At 36.0% G+C, this 18430-nt stretch carries 18 protein-coding genes, 5 pseudogenes and 1 riboswitch; of the genes and pseudogenes, 10 read left to right on the top strand and 13 right to left on the bottom strand.

Annotated elements, in window-relative coordinates; genetic code table 11:
- The first annotated feature begins 47 nt into the window (after positions 1 to 47).
- A complete protein-coding gene (locus tag OOK85_RS03300) occupies positions 48 to 800 on the top strand; it encodes an IS5 family transposase (RefSeq protein WP_264704006.1) in 753 nt (250 codons plus the stop codon).
- A 1051-nt stretch (positions 801 to 1851) separates the two neighbouring features.
- Here OOK85_RS03300 and OOK85_RS03295 read toward each other — a convergent pair.
- The 10 genes from OOK85_RS03295 to pgsA form a co-directional block, all read right to left on the bottom strand.
- Positions 1852 to 2022: a hypothetical protein gene (locus OOK85_RS03295; RefSeq protein ID WP_264704004.1), complete on the bottom strand. Its 171-nt coding sequence runs from the start codon at positions 2020 to 2022 to the stop codon at positions 1852 to 1854.
- A 4-nt stretch (positions 2023 to 2026) separates the two neighbouring features.
- Positions 2027 to 2779 (bottom strand): IS5 family transposase, encoded by a 753-nt coding sequence (locus OOK85_RS03290; protein WP_264702205.1) that lies wholly within the window; start codon positions 2777 to 2779, stop codon positions 2027 to 2029.
- A gap of 57 nt (positions 2780 to 2836) precedes the next feature.
- Entirely contained in the window at positions 2837 to 3397 is a 561-nt protein-coding gene (locus OOK85_RS03285; protein WP_264704002.1) for a thiamine diphosphokinase, read from the bottom strand.
- Positions 3378 to 3653 carry a SemiSWEET family sugar transporter gene (locus tag OOK85_RS03280; RefSeq protein WP_006280002.1) on the bottom strand — a complete coding sequence of 92 codons (276 nt, stop codon included), beginning with the start codon at positions 3651 to 3653 and terminating at the stop codon, positions 3378 to 3380. Before OOK85_RS03280 ends, OOK85_RS03285 begins: the two co-directional genes overlap by 20 nt.
- Positions 3642 to 3744, bottom strand: a riboswitch (TPP riboswitch). It overlaps the preceding gene by 12 nt.
- Before the next feature lie 76 nt (positions 3745 to 3820).
- Entirely contained in the window at positions 3821 to 4666 is an 846-nt protein-coding gene (locus OOK85_RS03275) for an SPFH domain-containing protein (RefSeq protein WP_182184134.1), read from the bottom strand.
- Between the two features lie 7 nt (positions 4667 to 4673).
- A complete protein-coding gene (locus OOK85_RS03270) occupies positions 4674 to 5534 on the bottom strand; it encodes a M23 family metallopeptidase (protein ID WP_410541805.1) in 861 nt (286 codons plus the stop codon).
- A gap of 273 nt (positions 5535 to 5807) precedes the next feature.
- Complete coding sequence (locus tag OOK85_RS03265) at positions 5808 to 6548, bottom strand: YebC/PmpR family DNA-binding transcriptional regulator (RefSeq protein ID WP_264703997.1); 741 nt, start codon at positions 6546 to 6548, stop codon at positions 5808 to 5810.
- Positions 6549 to 6608: 60 nt separating this feature from the next.
- Entirely contained in the window at positions 6609 to 7316 is a 708-nt protein-coding gene (locus OOK85_RS03260; protein ID WP_264704164.1) for an outer membrane protein assembly factor BamD, read from the bottom strand.
- 60 nt (positions 7317 to 7376) lie between these two features.
- Complete coding sequence (locus OOK85_RS03255; protein ID WP_264703995.1) at positions 7377 to 8318, bottom strand: hypothetical protein; 942 nt, start codon at positions 8316 to 8318, stop codon at positions 7377 to 7379.
- Between the two features lie 111 nt (positions 8319 to 8429).
- Positions 8430 to 8972 carry a CDP-diacylglycerol--glycerol-3-phosphate 3-phosphatidyltransferase gene (gene pgsA, locus OOK85_RS03250; RefSeq protein WP_264703993.1) on the bottom strand — a complete coding sequence of 181 codons (543 nt, stop codon included), beginning with the start codon at positions 8970 to 8972 and terminating at the stop codon, positions 8430 to 8432.
- A gap of 134 nt (positions 8973 to 9106) precedes the next feature.
- Here pgsA and OOK85_RS03245 point away from each other — a divergent pair, with 134 nt between their 5' ends.
- The gene (locus OOK85_RS03245) at positions 9107 to 10429 is read left to right on the top strand and encodes a malic enzyme-like NAD(P)-binding protein (RefSeq protein ID WP_264704162.1); all 1323 of its coding nucleotides are present in this window, start codon (positions 9107 to 9109) and stop codon (positions 10427 to 10429) included.
- A 14-nt stretch (positions 10430 to 10443) separates the two neighbouring features.
- Here the strand turns inward: OOK85_RS03245 and OOK85_RS03240 are convergent, their stop codons facing one another.
- Positions 10444 to 11355: a P44/Msp2 family outer membrane protein gene (locus tag OOK85_RS03240; RefSeq protein ID WP_264703990.1), complete on the bottom strand. Its 912-nt coding sequence runs from the start codon at positions 11353 to 11355 to the stop codon at positions 10444 to 10446.
- A 126-nt stretch (positions 11356 to 11481) separates the two neighbouring features.
- Here OOK85_RS03240 and OOK85_RS03235 point away from each other — a divergent pair, with 126 nt between their 5' ends.
- The 7 genes and pseudogenes from OOK85_RS03235 to OOK85_RS03205 form a co-directional block, all read left to right on the top strand.
- Entirely contained in the window at positions 11482 to 11700 is a 219-nt protein-coding gene (locus OOK85_RS03235; RefSeq protein WP_006280012.1) for a BolA/IbaG family iron-sulfur metabolism protein, read from the top strand.
- 15 nt (positions 11701 to 11715) lie between these two features.
- Positions 11716 to 12039 (top strand): Grx4 family monothiol glutaredoxin, encoded by a 324-nt coding sequence (gene grxD / locus OOK85_RS03230; RefSeq protein ID WP_006280013.1) that lies wholly within the window; start codon positions 11716 to 11718, stop codon positions 12037 to 12039.
- 151 nt (positions 12040 to 12190) lie between these two features.
- Positions 12191 to 12776, top strand: a pseudogene (locus OOK85_RS03225) (DUF6444 domain-containing protein); the annotation flags it as partial.
- 81 nt (positions 12777 to 12857) lie between these two features.
- Positions 12858 to 13694: pseudogene (locus tag OOK85_RS03220) on the top strand (IS4 family transposase); the annotation flags it as partial.
- Between the two features lie 78 nt (positions 13695 to 13772).
- Positions 13773 to 14525 carry an IS5 family transposase gene (locus OOK85_RS03215; protein ID WP_264702164.1) on the top strand — a complete coding sequence of 251 codons (753 nt, stop codon included), beginning with the start codon at positions 13773 to 13775 and terminating at the stop codon, positions 14523 to 14525.
- Positions 14526 to 14612: 87 nt separating this feature from the next.
- The gene (locus OOK85_RS03210) at positions 14613 to 15563 is read left to right on the top strand and encodes an IS481 family transposase (protein ID WP_264702189.1); all 951 of its coding nucleotides are present in this window, start codon (positions 14613 to 14615) and stop codon (positions 15561 to 15563) included.
- A pseudogene (locus OOK85_RS03205) lies at positions 15562 to 16127 on the top strand (IS4 family transposase); the annotation flags it as partial. The gene OOK85_RS03210 and the pseudogene OOK85_RS03205, both read left to right, overlap by 2 nt.
- A gap of 7 nt (positions 16128 to 16134) precedes the next feature.
- Here OOK85_RS03205 and OOK85_RS03200 read toward each other — a convergent pair.
- Positions 16135 to 16720 (bottom strand): annotated as a pseudogene (locus OOK85_RS03200) (DUF6444 domain-containing protein); the annotation flags it as partial.
- An 80-nt stretch (positions 16721 to 16800) separates the two neighbouring features.
- On the opposite strand from OOK85_RS03200, the pseudogene OOK85_RS03195 reads away from it, so the two are divergent.
- Positions 16801 to 16938 (top strand): annotated as a pseudogene (locus OOK85_RS03195) (Rpn family recombination-promoting nuclease/putative transposase); the annotation flags it as partial.
- On the opposite strand, the gene fumC reads toward OOK85_RS03195, so the two are convergent.
- Entirely contained in the window at positions 16929 to 18323 is a 1395-nt protein-coding gene (fumC, locus tag OOK85_RS03190; RefSeq protein WP_264703986.1) for a class II fumarate hydratase, read from the bottom strand. The pseudogene OOK85_RS03195 and the gene fumC sit on opposite strands and share 10 nt — an antisense overlap.
- Between the last annotated feature and the right edge of the window lie 107 nt (positions 18324 to 18430).

Genomic DNA, 18430 nt, shown 5'->3' with positions numbered 1-18430 from the left:
AAAGATGGTAGTTTAGCCTAATAGGTAAAAAATGGAGAAACTACCATATGCAATATTACATCAAAGAGGAAAATTGGAAACAAATTTTAGAGTTCATAAAAAGCGTAAAAGGAATGCACAGCAAAAATGAAAAACGTTTAAGAATATTCATAGAGGCAGTGTGGTACATAGTGCGAAGTGGTTGCCAATGGAGACTTTTACCAAAAACTTATGGTAATTACAGGAGTATACATAAGCGATTTAAAAGATGGTGTGAAAGAGATGTCTGGAAAAAATTGCTTGAATATACTAAACAAGAGCCTGATTTAGAAGTTGCTATAATCGACGGTACGATCATCCGAGGCCATCCATGTTCATCTGGATATACAAAAAACTCCAAGGATCAAGAAGCTTTAGGGAGGAGCAAAGGTGGCTTTACAACTAAAATACATGCGATTGTCGATGCACTTGGAAATCCACTTAAATTTACTCTGACTCCTGGTCAAAGAAATGAAATTACGCAGGCACAAGTGTTGACCGAAAGTATCTATAACTCTACTGTAGTAGCTGACAAGGGCTACGATAGCAATGCCTTTGTTACAAGTCTTGAAGACAAGGGATGTACAGTAGTTATTCCGCCAAAACGGAATCGAAAAGTGCAAAGGTATTACGATGAGCATATCTACAAAGAACGTCATTTGATTGAGTGTTTTTTTGGTAAAATTAAAAATTTTAGGCGCATTTTTTCCAGATTTGATAAAACTGCTGAGGTTTTTATGGGTTTTCTCAATTTTGTTGGAGCTCTTGTATGGCTTCTCTAAAATTTTGTCCACAGAGCCTAGATTATTAATAATTCAGTAATACAATAGACTTCTTGCACTACCTCCCAAGCCACAACTGTCATTCAGTAGAAACGAAAAAACTTACTTGACAAACTCTGCCAGCCCCCTTATTATGATAATAGGGGTGTTTATGACTCAAAACTTGTTTTTGACCTGCAGGCTCAATGACAAAATTCAGTAAAAAACTCAGAGTATTTATTGGCGGATTACATAAAATTATAGCGGCTGCATGTCTTTTTTATTTTTTCTACATTCAGCCAAATCGCGCTTAAACTAAGCGTCAGCACATTATTACAGCGCCACTTACAGTAATATAGAGTCAAAACTCGCACCACGGGGCTTCTTTTGCCTTTTTTTTCATTTAGTAAATTTCTTAATGTTTGTGGCTAAAAGAGTCCAAGAGAGGTGTCATGCCAGTGCTCCTTTTTTTGTCATCCCAGTTCTTGACACTGGGATCCAGCATTTCACGCAATCCCATCAAGAACGTTGTATTTTACATAACACTTTTATGCTTACCAACTTAATAAAATTCCTGGATCCCAGTGTCTGGGCACTGGGATGACAGGCTAGCCTGACAACCGTCATCCCTGTAAAGATCAAGTATCCCACTACGTGTTAGCGGATGAGATACCGCGGCGGTATGACGGTCTGCGGCGGTATGACGGTTAAGCAATTCATCATCCCGCTACGTGTTAGCGGGATCTCTTGTTAGCGCCGCGGCAGAATGACGGTTCGTAGCGGTATGACGGTTAAGCAATTCGTCATCCCACTACGTGTTAGCAGCTAAGAGATACCGCGAATGAATCGCGGTATGACAGTCTGCGGCGGTATGACGGTTCGCGGCGGTATGACGGTTAAGCAATTCGTCATCCCGCTGCTTGTTAGCGGCTAAGAGATACCGCAGCGGTATGACGTAGGACTGCTGTCATTCAAGTAGCTGAAACTGGAATGACACGTCATAAAGGAACCAGTGTCAGCTACTTGGATGATACCTTTTTTCTACTTAGTTTGGGTTATGCAAGAAGTCTATTTACTTCTTAACTTGACGCACATGATGTCTTGCAGCATCATCTACTGTCTCTAAATAAATCATTGCTAGACATATACCACTGTGTACTTCTACGGATACCTTATTGCCTAAACTTCGATTAAAGCAAGAATTTTTTCCCGGAAAAGCAAGATTACTAGGCTCTGTGGACAAAATTTTAGAGAAGCCATACAAGAGCTCCAACAAAATTGAGAAAACCCATAAAAACCTCAGCAGTTTTATCAAATCTGGAAAAAATGCGCCTAAAATTTTTAATTTTACCAAAAAAACACTCAATCAAATGACGTTCTTTGTAGATATGCTCATCGTAATACCTTTGCACTTTTCGATTCCGTTTTGGCGGAATAACTACTGTACATCCCTTGTCTTCAAGACTTGTAACAAAGGCATTGCTATCGTAGCCCTTGTCAGCTACTACAGTAGAGTTATAGATACTTTCGGTCAACACTTGTGCCTGCGTAATTTCATTTCTTTGACCAGGAGTCAGAGTAAATTTAAGTGGATTTCCAAGTGCATCGACAAGCGCATGTATTTTAGTTGTAAAGCCACCTTTGCTCCTCCCTAAAGCTTCTTGATCCTTGGAGTTTTTTGTATATCCAGATGAACATGGATGGCCTCGGATGATCGTACCGTCGATTATAGCAACTTCTAAATCAGGCTCTTGTTTAGTATATTCAAGCAATTTTTTCCAGACATCTCTTTCACACCATCTTTTAAATCGCTTATGTATACTCCTGTAATTACCATAAGTTTTTGGTAAAAGTCTCCATTGGCAACCACTTCGCACTATGTACCACACTGCCTCTATGAATATTCTTAAACGTTTTTCATTTTTGCTGTGCATTCCTTTTACGCTTTTTATGAACTCTAAAATTTGTTTCCAATTTTCCTCTTTGATGTAATATTGCATATGGTAGTTTCTCCATTTTTTACCTATTAGGCTAAACTACCATCTTTTTCTCTCTTTTCATATTTTTTGTCCACAGAGCCTAAGGTGCAGTTCCCATTTTAATCCTTTAGTTGATATTTGAGCTCTCGGTATACCAAGTAAAGATATTTTAGTATTTTTTGGCAAAGAAAAAAAATGGGTAATACCTTTTTGTAAAGTGTAACCTACCATGGGAGGTGAAGGTGTGTAAAAGATACTGCCCGTACTTAGAAAAATGTTAATATTCTGTAGTATGTGATCAATTGCTCCTCCAGTAATACCCGTTACTATTGATGGCAATAACTTTACAGTTTTTAAGTGAGCCATTGCTTTAGAAAAGTCGCAATAATCTTGATCAGGTAGATATATCGTATTCAAATTAGCACGTAAATCCAGATTTACGCTATCCAAATCTCCTACTACAAGATCAGGTTTTACGCCAATTGATAGAAGCTTGTTTGCTCCTCCATCTACAGCAATAATAGGTATATCTCGTTTAAAAAACGATGAGCTCGGTATTTTTCCATTTAGCACTACAATAGAACGATATTGTTGTTGTGTACTGCAGTGCAGCACATGATCATGGTGCAGGTTTTGCATCGTAGTAACATTTTTGAATAATTGATATTATGCTAATCACTAATCCAGCAATATTGCTAAGCACCACAAAAATTGAGCTCTGGTAAAGACCATAGCCAATCCAAGACAATGAACAAATAAGATAGTTTACTAACATTAACATCGATACATCACGAGTAACTTTAGTGATATATGCTTTATATACTTGAGGTGATAATCCAATTAGAGATGCAATTAACGCAATGAAGCCGAAGCATTCTTCAATATTTATATACATACATTTTCCTACGCTTGCTTTAACAATATCAGGTTCAAAGGGTTGTACTTTATGTACTCTCAGCTTTTCTAGAGCACCCCTAATGCGTGTAATTTATAACATCATTTAGTCTATTAATCAAGAAATTAATAGTGACTTGCATTTATGAAACCCAATCGGCTTCTATGCTAATTATTATCTAAACTAATCGTCGGTTGTGCATCTTGCTCAGAGATTAGGGCAACCAACAAATTATTTATCAATTGAACCTTTTGCTTGCCATCTAATTGTAAGCTTTTGTTTTTTTCAAAATGAGCTATTACTTCCTCGACAATTCCTATTGCATTTTGCACTATATGCCTTCTTGCCGAAGTGATAGCATGTGCTTGTTGACGCCTTAACATTGCTTGTGCAATCTCGGACGAATACGCCAAATGCGATATTCTTGCTTCTGTAATCTCAATTCCTGCAATATCTAATCTTTGTTGTAACATTGACCGCAATTCATCTGAAATTTTATCAGAATTTTTACGTAAAGATTCCTCATCGCTTTCGCTATCATACGGATAATTGCTCGCCAATTCTCTAATTACCGAGTCACTTTGTACAAAGACAAATTCGTGATAGTTGTTAACATTATAATACGCCTTTGCAGGACTGCTCACTCTCCAAACAATTACTGCAGAAATTTCTATTGGACTTCCATTTGCATCATTCACTTTTATTTTTTCTGTGTTAATATTCTGAAATTTTAGGGAAACTATATATTTGCTTGAAAAGGGAAGCGTTATACATATTCCAGACTTAAAATAAGTTCCAATATAATGACCAAAAAACTCTATCACTCTTGCTTCATTAGGGTCATTAATAAAAAATCCTTGAAGAAAAGTCAAAATTGAAACAGCAGCAACTCCAAGCGCAATTGTGCTGTCATATGCCAAAAAAAGCAGCGACAAAATTAATCCTAGCGCTATTAGCACAGGAAAAAACCGGAGTTGACTTAAATTTCTATCGTTTATCGTATTCTTATCCATATTGTCTTTAAACTTCTTTTTCACTTGAATCCTCTCTGTTGATCGTTTTATTTATCTTATTTACAAATAGTTTAAACTCTCTTAATTCATGATCAGGCAATTTTACTTCAGTTTTATGCGCTATCGTAAGCGGATCGATGTGTTTGCCGTTATATATAACTTCGTAATGTAAATGGGGTCCTGTTGCAACACCAGTGCTACCAACATAGGCGATGACCTGCCCCTGCTTTACTTTAGAGCCTAACTTTATATCGCCACTAAATCTACTTATATGCGCATAACAGGTTGAATATTCATTTTTGTGTTTTATTTTGATGTAATTTCCATAGCCACCATTCTTTCCTATATATTCTACCACACCCTCTGCAGCAGCGTATATGGGAGTGCCAAGCTTAGCTGCATAATCCACTCCTTTGTGAAAAGCAATTTTACCGCGAACAGGATGCTTTCTATTGCCAAATTTTGAGGATATGCGATAATCTCCATTTAAAGGATTTGCAAAAATTTCGCCATTTTTTAAGCTTATTCCTTCATTATTAAAATACCTTTCTTTGCCGTCTTGCGATTTATAATGATATAAACTAATAGCTTTCTTGTTTATTGTCAGTGAAGCATATAAAATTTTTTCTTCAGTCTTCTGATTATTAGGCAATCTCTCAAAAAGAACCTCCAATTTACTCTTCGGCACAATGTCTTTTTTAAAATCAACACCGAAATCTTTATATATGTTGATCAATTTCACCACTGTATTTGGCGCCAACCCTTGCTCAATTCCCGTGGCAAAAAAGGAAGATTTTATGGTACTGGATATGAATAATAATCTTCTATCATGGTTGCTTTCTGTCACCTCAAAATCCTCTCCTGTCATTCCAGCGCTTGACGCTGGAATCCAGTTTTTATTATACAATCGCTTGATGTGTTCATTTGTAATTGAATTTTCTGGATCCAAGTAGTCAAGCACTGGGATGACATCTTTCTTGGTGGAAATTACCTTTATATCACAATGTTCGTACAGTTGTTTGTTTGACACTGGATCTTTTTTCCTGATCCCATGCTGGAACAGCACTGCAAGATCTGTTGATGTTTCAGCGGTATATAACGGTAAGATAAAGAGCAGCATAAATATAATCAGCTTCATCATTTAAACAGCATCAACAAAAGTAAAATTACCTTCCACATACTGTACATTGTCGTTATCTTCTAGTTCTTCAACCAATGCAGATAATTTATCAATCAACTCTTTATCGCTAATTTCAATCAGATCTTTTGGCTGCCATGAAAGACGAGCAAGTTCTGGTTCTCCAAATTTTGCATAAAAGGCATCGCGTACTTTACCAAAATCTTTTATTTCACAAGTTATAACGTGTAATCCTTCTTTGTCATTTTCCTCAACATTCAATACTTCTAATTCGATTCCATAATTAAATAAATCATCAAAATTCACACCCTCTGCTTTATAGACGATTAAGCCTACATGATCGAAAAGGTAACTAACACTTCCTGTTTCTCCTAAATTTCCACCTTTACGAGAAAAGATATAACGTACCTCAGAAGCAGTTCGGTTGCGGTTATTAGTCAAGGCATGGACAATGAGTGCAGTGCCAGAAGGCCCATGACCTTCATATTGGATTTCCTCATAATTTTCTCCAGCAACGTTACCAGTTGCATTTTTTATTGCTGTTTCCATTTTATCTTTTGGTAGATTTTCCTTGCGTGCAGCAAATATAGCAGAGCGAAGGCGTGGGTTGAGTTCGGGATCAGGCAGCCCTTGCTTTGCAGCAACTGTTATTTCTCTAATCAGCTTCGTAAATTTTTGAGAGCGCTTTGCATCCTGAGCACCTTTCCGGTGTTTTATATTTGAAAATTGTGAATGACCAGCCATATTCAAATAGTTAAAAACCTAAATTATATATCAAAGCATAGAAAAAGCTAAAGCAAATTTTCAAGCCTCTGGCTTGGCATCTTGCAGGTTTTCTGCTAATAACATACTTTCATACTGCTCAGCTTCTAAGTCAAGGCCAAGAGCTGAATGGGCTGCTATTAAATAGTTAATAGACTTAGAAAAATATTTAGAATCCTTATAGCTTGCTATATTCTGGAAACGCTTAATTGCTGCTAAATATTCACCACGCCTCAGGTAAAATTTACCGATAGAATACTCTTTTGTTGATATATGCTCTGTGATTAGCTTTGCTTTTTCCTTTATCTCGTCTACATATTCGCTGTCTGGAAAGAGATTAATGTACTCTGTAGCCAGCTCTAAAGTTTTATATGCAGTTTGCTGTCCAAGTTGCACTTTATTAATTTGCATGTAATAAGATAATACTCTTAAGTAGTATACATATGGTAAATCTTCACCATTTGAATAAACATATATATAATCATCCATATCACTTGCAGCACTGCTATAGTTACCCATATTATAGTGAGAAACTCCAGATAATAATTTCGCTTTCATTGCCCAATAAGACAAAGGATACAAATCCTCTATCTTATGAAATGCCCTAATAGCTTGTTTATATTTTTTCTGGTCAAAAAGTTCAACTGCTTCTTCATATAGTTCAGTTTCAGTTTTTTCAAGATCATTCGCATACGATTGTGTAAAGGAGCAAATTAGGAAAATAAAGCACGTGATTAAAGTCTTATACATAAGATTTTTTTCGATCAAAATAAAGTATAGACCTAAAGATTACTTAAATAAATAAATTTCTTAGGCAATAGCCGGTCCTTCTTCTTTATAACTACGGTCAGAACTACCTGCATTTCTTGATTCACCTCGTCCTTCCACTTTTGGATCTTTCAGCGTCTTACTGTAGGAATGTATAGTTAAGACCTGTACAGCCATAAAAATTGCAATACCTATCAAGCCTAAAGTAGGTCCAACAGCAGGATTTAAGGACGATGCTAATGCCATTAACATTATCCTTCTTATTAAAAATACAGAAGAACCAGCAAGCGCCAATCCGGCTACAGATATATTGCTAGTTTTCTTGCTAGATTTCTCATCAAGATCAGACTTTTCTGTTTCCTTTTTCTTATTTTTTTCATGCTTATCAATATAAGAAACAAGAGTTGCAAGAAAAGCAATTGCATTGGCAAGAAATAAAATTGCATCCTCTGCTGCTTCAAGTGAAGATGTTTCACCCATTATCATACCTACAATAACCAGTGCAGTTGTTATAGCCTCAATATAGATCAAACACTGACCTATATCAGAAATATTGTGCTCTTTTTCCTTTACTTCCTCTCCATTTTCAATATTCTCCAACTCTCGTTCTTTTTGTGCTATTTTTCTGTTATTATAAATTAAATATAGCGTACAAATAAGAGATAGGACCATGAAAGGTAACATAGTGTGGCTTAGCGCGCCACTTATCACGCCAAGTAATACCTGATCGCTACATATTTTTTCCAGTTCAATAGCCATAAATAATGCAAATGGAACCATTGTTACCAATGATGCACATTGTCTATATAGTTCTCTTTTTTTTAGTGTTAATAGTTCTTGTTCTAGCCTTTCTCTTTTGACTTCTTTATCAACTGTTGGCCAAAAATCCCAAAAAAACTCTTCTAATGGTTCAAAATCTCTTTTTTTCTTATTCTTTCCTGGAACCTTTTTGGTAGAAGAAAATTTGCCACTAGGTATTTTCATAATATTAACCTAATTAGTTGTAAGTTAATACAATTATACACCTTTTTGCTTTCTGAGTCAATATCACTAAGATATTAACTACTCTTGTCTATTAACTATTTCCTAGGAGATTTAATCAATCTGTTTGATGCCGGCTAGGATATAATTATAGCCTGACCACATAGTTATAATAGCTGCAACCCATAAACAAATCGCACCTGTATATTGAATCATATAATAATCGTTCATTATTAGCGCTACTACAGCAACCATCTGTAGAAATGTTTTAATTTTTCCAGCTTTGCTTACAGGTAGACTAACATTTGTAGCTATCAGAAACTCCCGTAAACCCGAAACTAATATCTCCCGACAGATGATGATAATCGACGGTACTATTGTAAAATCATTTATCTTTTGCTTATAAATTAGCATAATTATCGTTGAAACCACTATTAATTTATCAGCAATTGGATCAAATAGCTTGCCAAACTTTGATTGGACTTTCCACGCACGCGCCAGGTAACCATCAAAAAAATCCGTAATGCACGCAAACACAAAGATTGATATTGTTATCAGGCCTGCATATTTATTTTCTATATAAAAACTTAATATTATTGCTGGTATTGCAAGTGCACGAGAAATTGTAAGCAAATTAGGCACGTTTTTTTTAAGCATGTAATATCATCTTACGTAATAGGTAAACTTATACAGAAGTACAACAGAGTTCACAAGTTAATAGTTTACAATTGAACATTTATAAAAACTCCATATACTTAAAAAATACAAGCTTAAAATATAAGGATGTAATGATGAACGATGATTTAGATAGTACCACAAAACAAGAAGCGCTTAAGTATCACAGCAGAGGTGGTAACCCTGGTAAAATTTCAATCATGCCAACAAAACCTTTATCTACCCAGTATGATTTGTCACTTGCTTATTCCCCTGGTGTTGCAGCTCCGTGCCTTGAAATAGCTAAAAATCCTGAGGTTGTTTATGATTATACAGCAAAAAGCAACTGTGTTGCTGTCATTTCAAATGGCACTGCAGTGCTTGGACTTGGTAATATTGGTCCTCTTGCTTCAAAACCGGTCATGGAAGGCAAAGCTGTTTTATTTAAGCGTTTTGCTGATATTGATGCAGTTGATATAGAAGTTGGTACAGAAAATATAGAAGATTTCATCAATGCAGTAAGGTATCTTGGGCCAAGTTGGGGAGGAATAAATTTAGAAGATATAAGATCTCCCGATTGTTTTATAATAGAGAAACGCCTGAATGAACTGATGGATATTCCAGTGTTCCATGATGACCAGCATGGAACTGCGGTGGTTGTTGCAGCTGGCATAGAAAATGCTCTTGATATTGTTGAAAAGAAATTAGAGGACGTTAAGATCATTATGAATGGTGCTGGAGCAGCCGGTATTGCATGTTTAGAAATACTAAAGTCCATGGGCGCTAAAAATATAGTGCTGTGTGATAAGCAAGGAGTAATATACAAAGGTAGAAACGAGGATATGAATGAGTGGAAGGAAAAGTATGCAATTGATACTTCCGAACGTTCTCTACTTGATACAATAAAAGGCGCTGATGTATTCATCGGACTATCTGCAAAAGATGTGTTAAATGAAGAGATGTTAAAGAGTATGGGCAAAGACCCGATTATTTTTGCTCTTGCCAATCCCGATCCAGAAGTAAGGCCTGAGTTTGCAAAATCTGTGAGGCCAGATGCAATAATTGCAACTGGTAGGTCAGATTACAACAACCAAGTCAACAACGTAATGGGTTTTCCTTATATATTTAGAGGGGCACTTGATGTACATGCAACAACAATAAATGATGAAATGAAAATTGCAGCTGCAGATGCAATAGCAAAGCTTGCCCGTGAGCCAGTACCAGGTGAGATATCTGCAGTCTATGGCGGTCGTAAAATGGGCTATGGACGTGAATATATAATACCTACTCCATTTGACCCAAGATTAATTTCTATAGTAGCTCCTGCTGTTGCAAAAGCCGCAGTTGATTCAGGTGTTGCAAGAAAGGCAATACAAGATTGGAGTAAATATGAAAATCAATTAAAATCTCGTCTTTCTAATGTTCTCAGCACGCTGAATTTACTATCTTCACATATGTAATTTATTGGATAAAGTTAAAAGTGATAAACCAATCCAAACTCTAAGCCATATAAGCCAAACCTATTGGTAATGGTTGCAGTTGTTGATTCAACACGTGCAGTTTCATCAACTTTACTTCCTCCACCGCCAGGAATATATCCTTCACCAGCTAGTATCTTTATTCCTGGTACAATATCTTTAAATTGGTTATCAAGGATACCAAAATAGCGTAAACCAGCAAATGCTTGAGTTTGTGCTGTAAGTTGGTGATTGATACCAAGTTTTGCTTGGTAAGCCAAGGCATATCTGGTTTTTCCTAGAAATTTAACCCTAGTTACACCTGCACCAATACCAACATATGGGGTGAATGGCATTTTTGCTATATTAAAATCACGATATACATTGACCATTCCAGCTAAGTTATTAAAACCTTCATTTTTCATCTTAAATGCAGCTCTGAACTCTGCTTCAACACTACAATTTTCTTGAATGTGAATATCAACCTTTCCACTTCTCCAAGGTGAATTGCATTCCGCTCCAGTAGACGCATCATTGTGACGACGAAGTTCAATATATCTTGCTTTTTTCTTATCTGAATAATCTTCATCATATAAGTTAGTCTGAGAATATAAGCCTTCAAACTCAACTCTCATATTTTTGAATAAATATCCTATTGCAGCACTACCGGCAAAACCTGGAACATATTTAGGACTGTATCCAGCTTCAATTCGCTCCTTCTTATTAAAACTAAAAACCCCCTCTGTTATATTGTCACCTGCATCTTCTTTTCCTTCTAGAGAACCTATTGCATTGAAGAATGCTCCAAGATAGTTAGCTTTGATGTAAACATTCTCTAAGTTATTTATTTTATCATCGTAAGATAAGCACCTAAATGAAAAAGTTAGCAAAACCAATAGATATGTGAATTTAAATCTTTCGCCCACCACAAAGCCTCCCTGCATAATTTGTCATTCCATTATTATAGTATACTTCTATTTTTTATGATAGCAACTTTTTATTGCGCTCAATCGTTTTAGATTTATAATGAAAGTATTGTAATTTAAAGCAAATCAATGACTATTGCAATTCACGAATTAGAGAGGATCATCAAACAATCGTTCCCCGACGCTGATATAAAGATTCATGATCTTGCTGGAGATGATGACCATTATCATTTAAAAATAAACTCCAAGTGTTTTCTTGGAAAGACAAAAATAGAACAGCATAAAATGGTATATAAAGCTCTGGAAGGTCAGTCTATACACGCCTTGCAACTGGAAACTAATACTTAAAAATAAGGTGAATTTATGAGCAATTTTGAACAAATAAAAAAAGATATAACAGAAAATGATGTGGTATTGTATATGAAAGGCACTTCTGATTTTCCTCAATGCGGATTCTCTGGACTCGTCGTGTCAATCCTAAAAAAATTGAACGTGAAGTTTAAGTATATTAACGTGTTGGAGAATGATGAAATACGTGAATCTATAAAAAAGTTTTCTGATTGGCCAACAATTCCACAATTATATATAAAGGAAGAGTTTATTGGTGGTTGCGACATCACTCGCGAGATGTACGAAAAAGGCGAACTGCAAAGTTTATTGAAGGAAAAAAAAATTATTGCGGAATAAGTACCAAGAAACCATTGCCCAGACGCTGGATAACGTAGTATAGCTATGAAAAAGGATCTTATGTCTTAAACCGTATCCGTTCAGGGGAGCGGCAAAATAAGGTAGAAAAAGCAAGATAATAAAGATAATCATAGAGCAAAAGTGAGGTAATGTGGTAAACCTTTTAGAACTCTGCAAAAATTTACAGCAAAAAATAGAAAAGTTGGAAGGGAGGATAGAAGAGTTAGAGGCAGAAAATAAGGCCTTGAGGATTGAGAACGCTGAGTTGAAAGAGAGGCTTGGTTTAAACTCGAAAAATTCATCTCTACCGAGCTCTAAAGAATTGTACAAAACAAAAAAGGACAAGCCAAAAAGCGAAAGGAATGTTGGCGATCAGGTTGGGCATAAAGGAAATTTTCATGCCACAATGGAAGCGGATAAAGTAGTAAAAATAGAGTTGCCTAATATTTGCGAATGCGGAGGAGAGCTTGTAATATGCGAAAAACCTTATGTTCACCAAAAAGTTGATCTTCCGGAAATTAGGCCTTATGTAGTAATTGGAACATGGTCGTTGTTGGAGATGCAGAAAAAGAAAAAGTAGCAAGTTACCAGAAGGTGTTACGCCAGATACATTTGGTCCAAGGGTTAAGTCTATAATTGCAGCACTCAGCGGATTTTACAAAAACTCAAAGCGTGAAGTGGCTAGTATCATAAATGACATTTTTAATTTGAACATAAGTGTTGGCAGCATATCAAATCTTACTATTACCCACAAATATAAATGGACTAAAAAGTAAAATATTACAATATTAAAGTTTGCAAATATTGAGGGTATAAAAATGGCAAACGAGAGTAATGAATGGGCTAAAAATGAATTTGGAGATGCTGTACTTGGAGATAAAAGATTAACTGACCGATTAGTAAAGATTGCTGATAGTTTGATAAGTTTACCTGAAAGCTCAATTAATGAGGCATGCGGAAGTTGGTCAGAAGCAAGAGCAGCATACCGTTTTTTTCAAAATGAGAATGTAAAAGAAGGTGATATTTTAGCTACACATATTAATAAGACGGTTGAGAGAACAAAAGCTCACAAGAGGGTTCTTGTCATTCAAGATACCAGTTACATTGTATATAATAACCATAAAAAAACAAGCGGATTAGCAAATTTGTCCAGTTATGATACTGCAAAAGGTATTATAATGCATACAGCTCTTGCCGTTAGTATAGAAGGTTTGGTACTAGGGATACTAGATCAAAAAGTTTATTCAAGACCTGAAGAAACTGAGAACCTTAAAAAAAAGAGCGATCGCATTGAAGATAAAGAAAGCGTAAAGTGGTTGGAAACTTTAAGAAAAACAAATAATATTATTGATCCAACTCAAACTGAGACTATAACTGTATGCGATAGAGAAGCAGATATATATGACTTTTTTGAGCTTACACATAATCTTAATTCGGCAGTGCTAGTTAGAGCATGCAGAGATAGAGCAGTAAATAGAAAATCTCGATATCCTGAAAAAGGTGAGCAGAAGTTATGGGCATTTATTAAATCCTCTCATTGTGCAGGTACGGTAGAAGTTGAAGTTCCTGTAAAAGATAATAAGCCAAAAAGAACAGCACGTTTGGAAGTTAGATTTGGAAAGTTTATGACGAATCCATCTAAGAATAATATTAGGCTCTGTGGACAAAAAATATGAAAAGAGAGAAAAAGATGGTAGTTTAGCCTAATAGGTAAAAAATGGAGAAACTACCATATGCAATATTACATCAAAGAGGAAAATTGGAAACAAATTTTAGAGTTCATAAAAAGCGTAAAAGGAATGCACAGCAAAGATGAAAAACGTTTAAGAATATTCATAGAGGCAGTGTGGTACATAGTGCGAAGTGGTTGCCAATGGAGACTTTTACCAAAAACTTATGGTAATTACAGGAGTATACATAAGCGATTTAAAAGATGGTGTGAAAGAGATGTCTGGAAAAAATTGCTTGAATATACTAAACAAGAGCCTGATTTAGAAGTTGCTATAATCGACGGTACGATCATCCGAGGCCATCCATGTTCATCTGGATATACAAAAAACTCCAAGGATCAAGAAGCTTTAGGGAGGAGCAAAGGTGGCTTTACAACTAAAATACATGCGCTTGTCGATGCACTTGGAAATCCACTTAAATTTACTCTGACTCCTGGTCAAAGAAATGAAATTACGCAGGCACAAGTGTTGACCGAAAGTATCTATAACTCTACTGTAGTAGCTGACAAGGGCTACGATAGCAATGCCTTTGTTACAAGTCTTGAAGACAAGGGATGTACAGTAGTTATTCCGCCAAAACGGAATCGAAAAGTGCAAAGGTATTACGATGAGCATATCTACAAAGAACGTCATTTGATTGAGTGTTTTTTTGGTAAAATTAAAAATTTTAGGCGCATTTTTTCCAGATTTGATAAAACTGCTGAGGTTTTTATGGGTTTTCTCAATTTTGTTGGAGCTCTTGTATGGCTTCTCTAAAATTTTGTCCACAGAGCCTAGGTGTACAGTCCCAGAGTGTGATGGTATGATAAAATATGAGAAAAAAATACCATCAAAGGAGGAGTTATGGGACAAATATTACATGGGTGCGCCAAAACAACACAGACGATTCGTAGAGCAATACAAAATAGAAAAGAGAGCATAGCAAAACTCTCCAAGCATTATAACCTTAATCCAAAAACTATTATTAAGTGGAGAAAACGTTCATTTACGAAAGATGCTGATATGGGTCCAAAGCGTCCAAGATCGACTGTTTTAACGCTAGAAGAGGAAGCTATAATAGTTACATTTCGCAAGTATACACTACTGCCACTAGATGATTGCCTTTACGCTCTGCAGTCTACAATTCCGCATTTGACTCGCTCTAGCTTGCATCGTTGTTTACAAAGACACAACATTAGCAGATTACCAACTGTTGATGGAGAAGTTAAGTCAAAAAAGAAATTCAAACAATATCCTATCGGTTACTTTCATATTGATATTGCTGAAGTTAGAACTGAGGAGGGCAAATTACATTTGTTTGTTGCTATTGATAGGACATCCAAATTTACCTATGTTGAGTTGCGTAACAGTGCTACAAAACCCATAGCTGCTGAGTTCTTACGTAATTTGATTAGAATTTTACCGTATAAAATCCATACTATTTTGACAGATAACGGTATACAATTTACAAACCAGAAGCGTCATAAGTATGCTTTCCAACATATATTTGATAGAGTTTGCGAAGAGAATGTTATTGAACATCGTTTGACAAAAGTTAGCCATCCTTGGACGAATGGGCAAGTCGAGCGTATGAATAAAACTTTAAAGGATGCTACAGTTAAGAAGTATTACTATCAATCGCACCAGCAACTTAAAGAACACCTTTATAACTTTGTTATGGCTTATAATTATGCAAAGAGACTCAAAACTCTTAAGGGTCTTACTCCTTATGAATTTATATGTTATCAGTGGACACAGTCTCCAGAATTATTTATACTAAATCCACACCATCACACTCTGGGACCATACACCTAGGCATAAGACGGAAGAACTACCTAAATTACCACTTTATGCAGTTTATGTTGTTGAGAAAACTTCCCTTCCCTTAAAAAAAAACCGCTAGAATGGATGCTATTAACGAATCTTTCAGTTAATACTTTCGATGAAGCTGTTGAAAAAATTAGTTGGTATTGCCTTAGATGGAAAATAGAGATATTACATAAAATTTTAAATCCGGTCTCAAAGTTGAAGAATGTAGGCTTGGAATAGCAGAAAGACTAATGAGATATCTAACAGTTGTGAGTATTATTGCTTGGAGGATCTTCTTTATTACATCAATTGCAAGAGCTAACCCAACATTACCATGTACTACCTTATTAGCTGAAGAGGAATGGAAAGTTTTATACGTTAAAATACACAGAAAACCATGTCCAAGTGTAGTTTCCAACATAAAAGAAGCTGTTTCATGAACTTGGAGGCCATTTAGCAAGAAAAAATGACCCAGAACCAGGACCTTATGTTCTTTGGAAAGGGTGGAGACGTCTCTTTGATCTAGCAGAAGGATGGAGACTTGCTCATGAACCTCATATTTGTGGGTAATAGTAAGATTTGATATGCTGCCAACACTTATGTTCAAATTAAAAATGTCATTTATGATACTAGCCACTTCACGCTTTGAGTTTTTGTAAAATCCGCTGAGTGCTGCAATTATAGACTTAACCCTTGGACCAAATGTATCTGGCGTAACACCTTCTGGTAACTTGCTACTTTTTCTTTTTCTGCATCTCCGACAACGACCATGTTCCAATTACTACATAAGGCCTAATTTCCGGAAGATCAACTTTTTGGTGAACATAAGGTTTTTCGCATATTACAAGCTCTCCTCCGCATTCGCAAATATTAGGCAACTCTATTTTTACTACTTTATCCGCTTCCATTGTGGCATGAAAATTTCCTTTATGCCCAACCTGATCGCCAACATTCCTTTCGCTTTTTGGCTTGTCCTTTTTTATTTTGTATAGCTCTTTTGAGCTGGGCAGGGATGAGTTTTTTGAATTTAAACCGAGCCTTTCCTTTAATTCAGCGTTCTCTATCTTTAAAGCTTTATTTTCTGCTTTTAAGTTTTCTATCTCTGCTTTCAGTTTTTCTATTTTTTGCTGTAAATTTTTGCAAAGTTCTAAAAGGTTTACCACATTACCTCGCTTTTGCTCTATGATTATCTTTTTAGATCACTTTGTCTACCTTATTCTACCACTCCGCTGAACGGATACAAAAAATTGGTAAAGAGGAAGGGAAAATTGAAGTTACAAAAACAATGCTAGCTAATAATGTTGATGTTAACACTATTGTCAAGTTTACTGGCCTTTCTATTAGTGAGATTGAAGAATTAAGTGTGAGCGGTTACAAATAATTTACCATTTCTTCTGGTTTCACTATCCTTTCAAACTCTTCCTCAGTGAGCAGTTGAAGTTTTGCTGCTGCTTCTTTTAGAGTGATATTTTCTTTATAAGCAAGCTTCGCTATTTTTGCTGCATTGTCGTACCCTATATGCGTATTTAATATAGTGACCAACATCAACGACTGATTCAGTAAATCTTTTATCCTCTCTTCATTTGCTTTAATACCAATTACACATTTTTCTGTAAAATTTAAACTTGCATCAGCTAAAAGTCTTATAGACTGCAAAACATTGTAAATTATCACTGGCTTAAACACATTCAATTCAAAATGACCGTTTGAACCACTAATGGTCACAGCAACATGATTTCCCATAACTTGAGTGCATACCATAGTTACCGCTTCACACTGAGTTGGATTCACTTTACCTGGCATAATTGAAGAACCAGGCTCATTTTCCGGTAACATTATTTCCCCAATTCCGCATCTTGGACCAGAACCAAGCAACCTTATATCATTTGCAATTTTCATTAAACTGACTGCTACTGTATTGAGTGTTCCACTGAGCTCAACTAAAGCATCATTTGCTGCTAGCGCTTCAAATTTATTGCCTGCTGAAGTAAATGGAAGATTAGTGATTTTTGCAACTTCTCTAGCAAAATCTTCAGCAAAACCCTTTTTAGTATTGAGTCCCGTGCCAACTGCAGTGCCACCTTGTGCAAGCTCATATATATCACTTAAAGTTGATTTTACTCTCTCTATCCCCTTTTTAATCTGGACTGCATAGCCAGAGAACTCCTGTCCTAGTGTTAGGGGCGTTGCATCTTGCAGATGAGTACGTCCTACTTTTATTATATCTTTAAATTCCTGAACCTTATTATCCAGCACCTTATGCAATTTTTCAAGATTTGGAATAAGCAAGCAGTTTATTTGCTCTGCTGCTGCTATATGCATTGCTGTTGGAAAGGTGTCATTTGACGACTGACCATAATTCACATGATCATTTGGATGTATTGGAGATTTACTACCCAAATTACCACCTAAAATCTCTATTGCACGATTGCTGATCACTTCATTCATATTCATATTAGTCTGCGTTCCGGATCCGGTTTGCCAAACAACAAGCGGAAATTCATTATTAAATTTGCCATCTATTACTTCCCTCGCGGCTGTGCAAATTGCGTCCCCTACCCTATCATCTATAACACCATGTTTCATATTAACACGCGCTGCTGCAAGTTTTACTATTGCTAATGCTTTAATCAGAGGCTCTGGCATTTTTTCTGTGCCAATCTTAAAATTTTCTAAAGAACGCTGAGTCTGCGCTCCCCAGTAATGTTCACTTGGTACTTTTACTTCCCCTAAGCTGTCTGATTCTATTCTCGTCTTTCTATCCATATTTTCCTCCTGGTGTTATGCAAACTGGTTCACTACATAATTTTTTCATGCCTACTTCTTGGTTAATTAAATCATACTAGATCCAAGTAGTCAAGTGTACGAACATT

It is taken from the genome of Wolbachia endosymbiont (group A) of Volucella inflata, assembly GCF_947250665.1.
GTDB lineage: Bacteria > Pseudomonadota > Alphaproteobacteria > Rickettsiales > Anaplasmataceae > Wolbachia > Wolbachia pipientis.
The sequence above is the reverse complement of the archived record's forward strand: the minus strand, read 5'-3'. Positions and strand labels throughout refer to the sequence as shown.

What these genes read in the sequence shown, in the direction of transcription:
- OOK85_RS03300 (WP_264704006.1), top strand. Translation starts at nt 48, where the DNA reads ATGCAATATTACATCAAAGAGGAAAATTGGAAACAAATTTTAGAGTTC.
- OOK85_RS03290 (WP_264702205.1), bottom strand. Translation starts at nt 2,779, where the DNA reads ATGCAATATTACATCAAAGAGGAAAATTGGAAACAAATTTTAGAGTTC.
- OOK85_RS03285 (WP_264704002.1), bottom strand. Translation starts at nt 3,397, where the DNA reads ATGCAAAACCTGCACCATGATCATGTGCTGCACTGCAGTACACAACAA.
- OOK85_RS03280 (WP_006280002.1), bottom strand. Translation starts at nt 3,653, where the DNA reads ATGTATATAAATATTGAAGAATGCTTCGGCTTCATTGCGTTAATTGCA.
- OOK85_RS03275 (WP_182184134.1), bottom strand. Translation starts at nt 4,666, where the DNA reads ATGGATAAGAATACGATAAACGATAGAAATTTAAGTCAACTCCGGTTT.
- OOK85_RS03270 (WP_410541805.1), bottom strand. Translation starts at nt 5,534, where the DNA reads ATGACAGGAGAGGATTTTGAGGTGACAGAAAGCAACCATGATAGAAGA.
- OOK85_RS03265 (WP_264703997.1), bottom strand. Translation starts at nt 6,548, where the DNA reads ATGGCTGGTCATTCACAATTTTCAAATATAAAACACCGGAAAGGTGCT.
- OOK85_RS03260 (WP_264704164.1), bottom strand. Translation starts at nt 7,316, where the DNA reads ATGTATAAGACTTTAATCACGTGCTTTATTTTCCTAATTTGCTCCTTT.
- OOK85_RS03255 (WP_264703995.1), bottom strand. Translation starts at nt 8,318, where the DNA reads ATGAAAATACCTAGTGGCAAATTTTCTTCTACCAAAAAGGTTCCAGGA.
- pgsA (WP_264703993.1), bottom strand. Translation starts at nt 8,972, where the DNA reads ATGCTTAAAAAAAACGTGCCTAATTTGCTTACAATTTCTCGTGCACTT.
- OOK85_RS03245 (WP_264704162.1), top strand. Translation starts at nt 9,107, where the DNA reads ATGAACGATGATTTAGATAGTACCACAAAACAAGAAGCGCTTAAGTAT.
- OOK85_RS03235 (WP_006280012.1), top strand. Translation starts at nt 11,482, where the DNA reads ATGACTATTGCAATTCACGAATTAGAGAGGATCATCAAACAATCGTTC.
- grxD (WP_006280013.1), top strand. Translation starts at nt 11,716, where the DNA reads ATGAGCAATTTTGAACAAATAAAAAAAGATATAACAGAAAATGATGTG.
- OOK85_RS03215 (WP_264702164.1), top strand. Translation starts at nt 13,773, where the DNA reads ATGCAATATTACATCAAAGAGGAAAATTGGAAACAAATTTTAGAGTTC.
- OOK85_RS03210 (WP_264702189.1), top strand. Translation starts at nt 14,613, where the DNA reads ATGGGACAAATATTACATGGGTGCGCCAAAACAACACAGACGATTCGT.
- fumC (WP_264703986.1), bottom strand. Translation starts at nt 18,323, where the DNA reads ATGGATAGAAAGACGAGAATAGAATCAGACAGCTTAGGGGAAGTAAAA.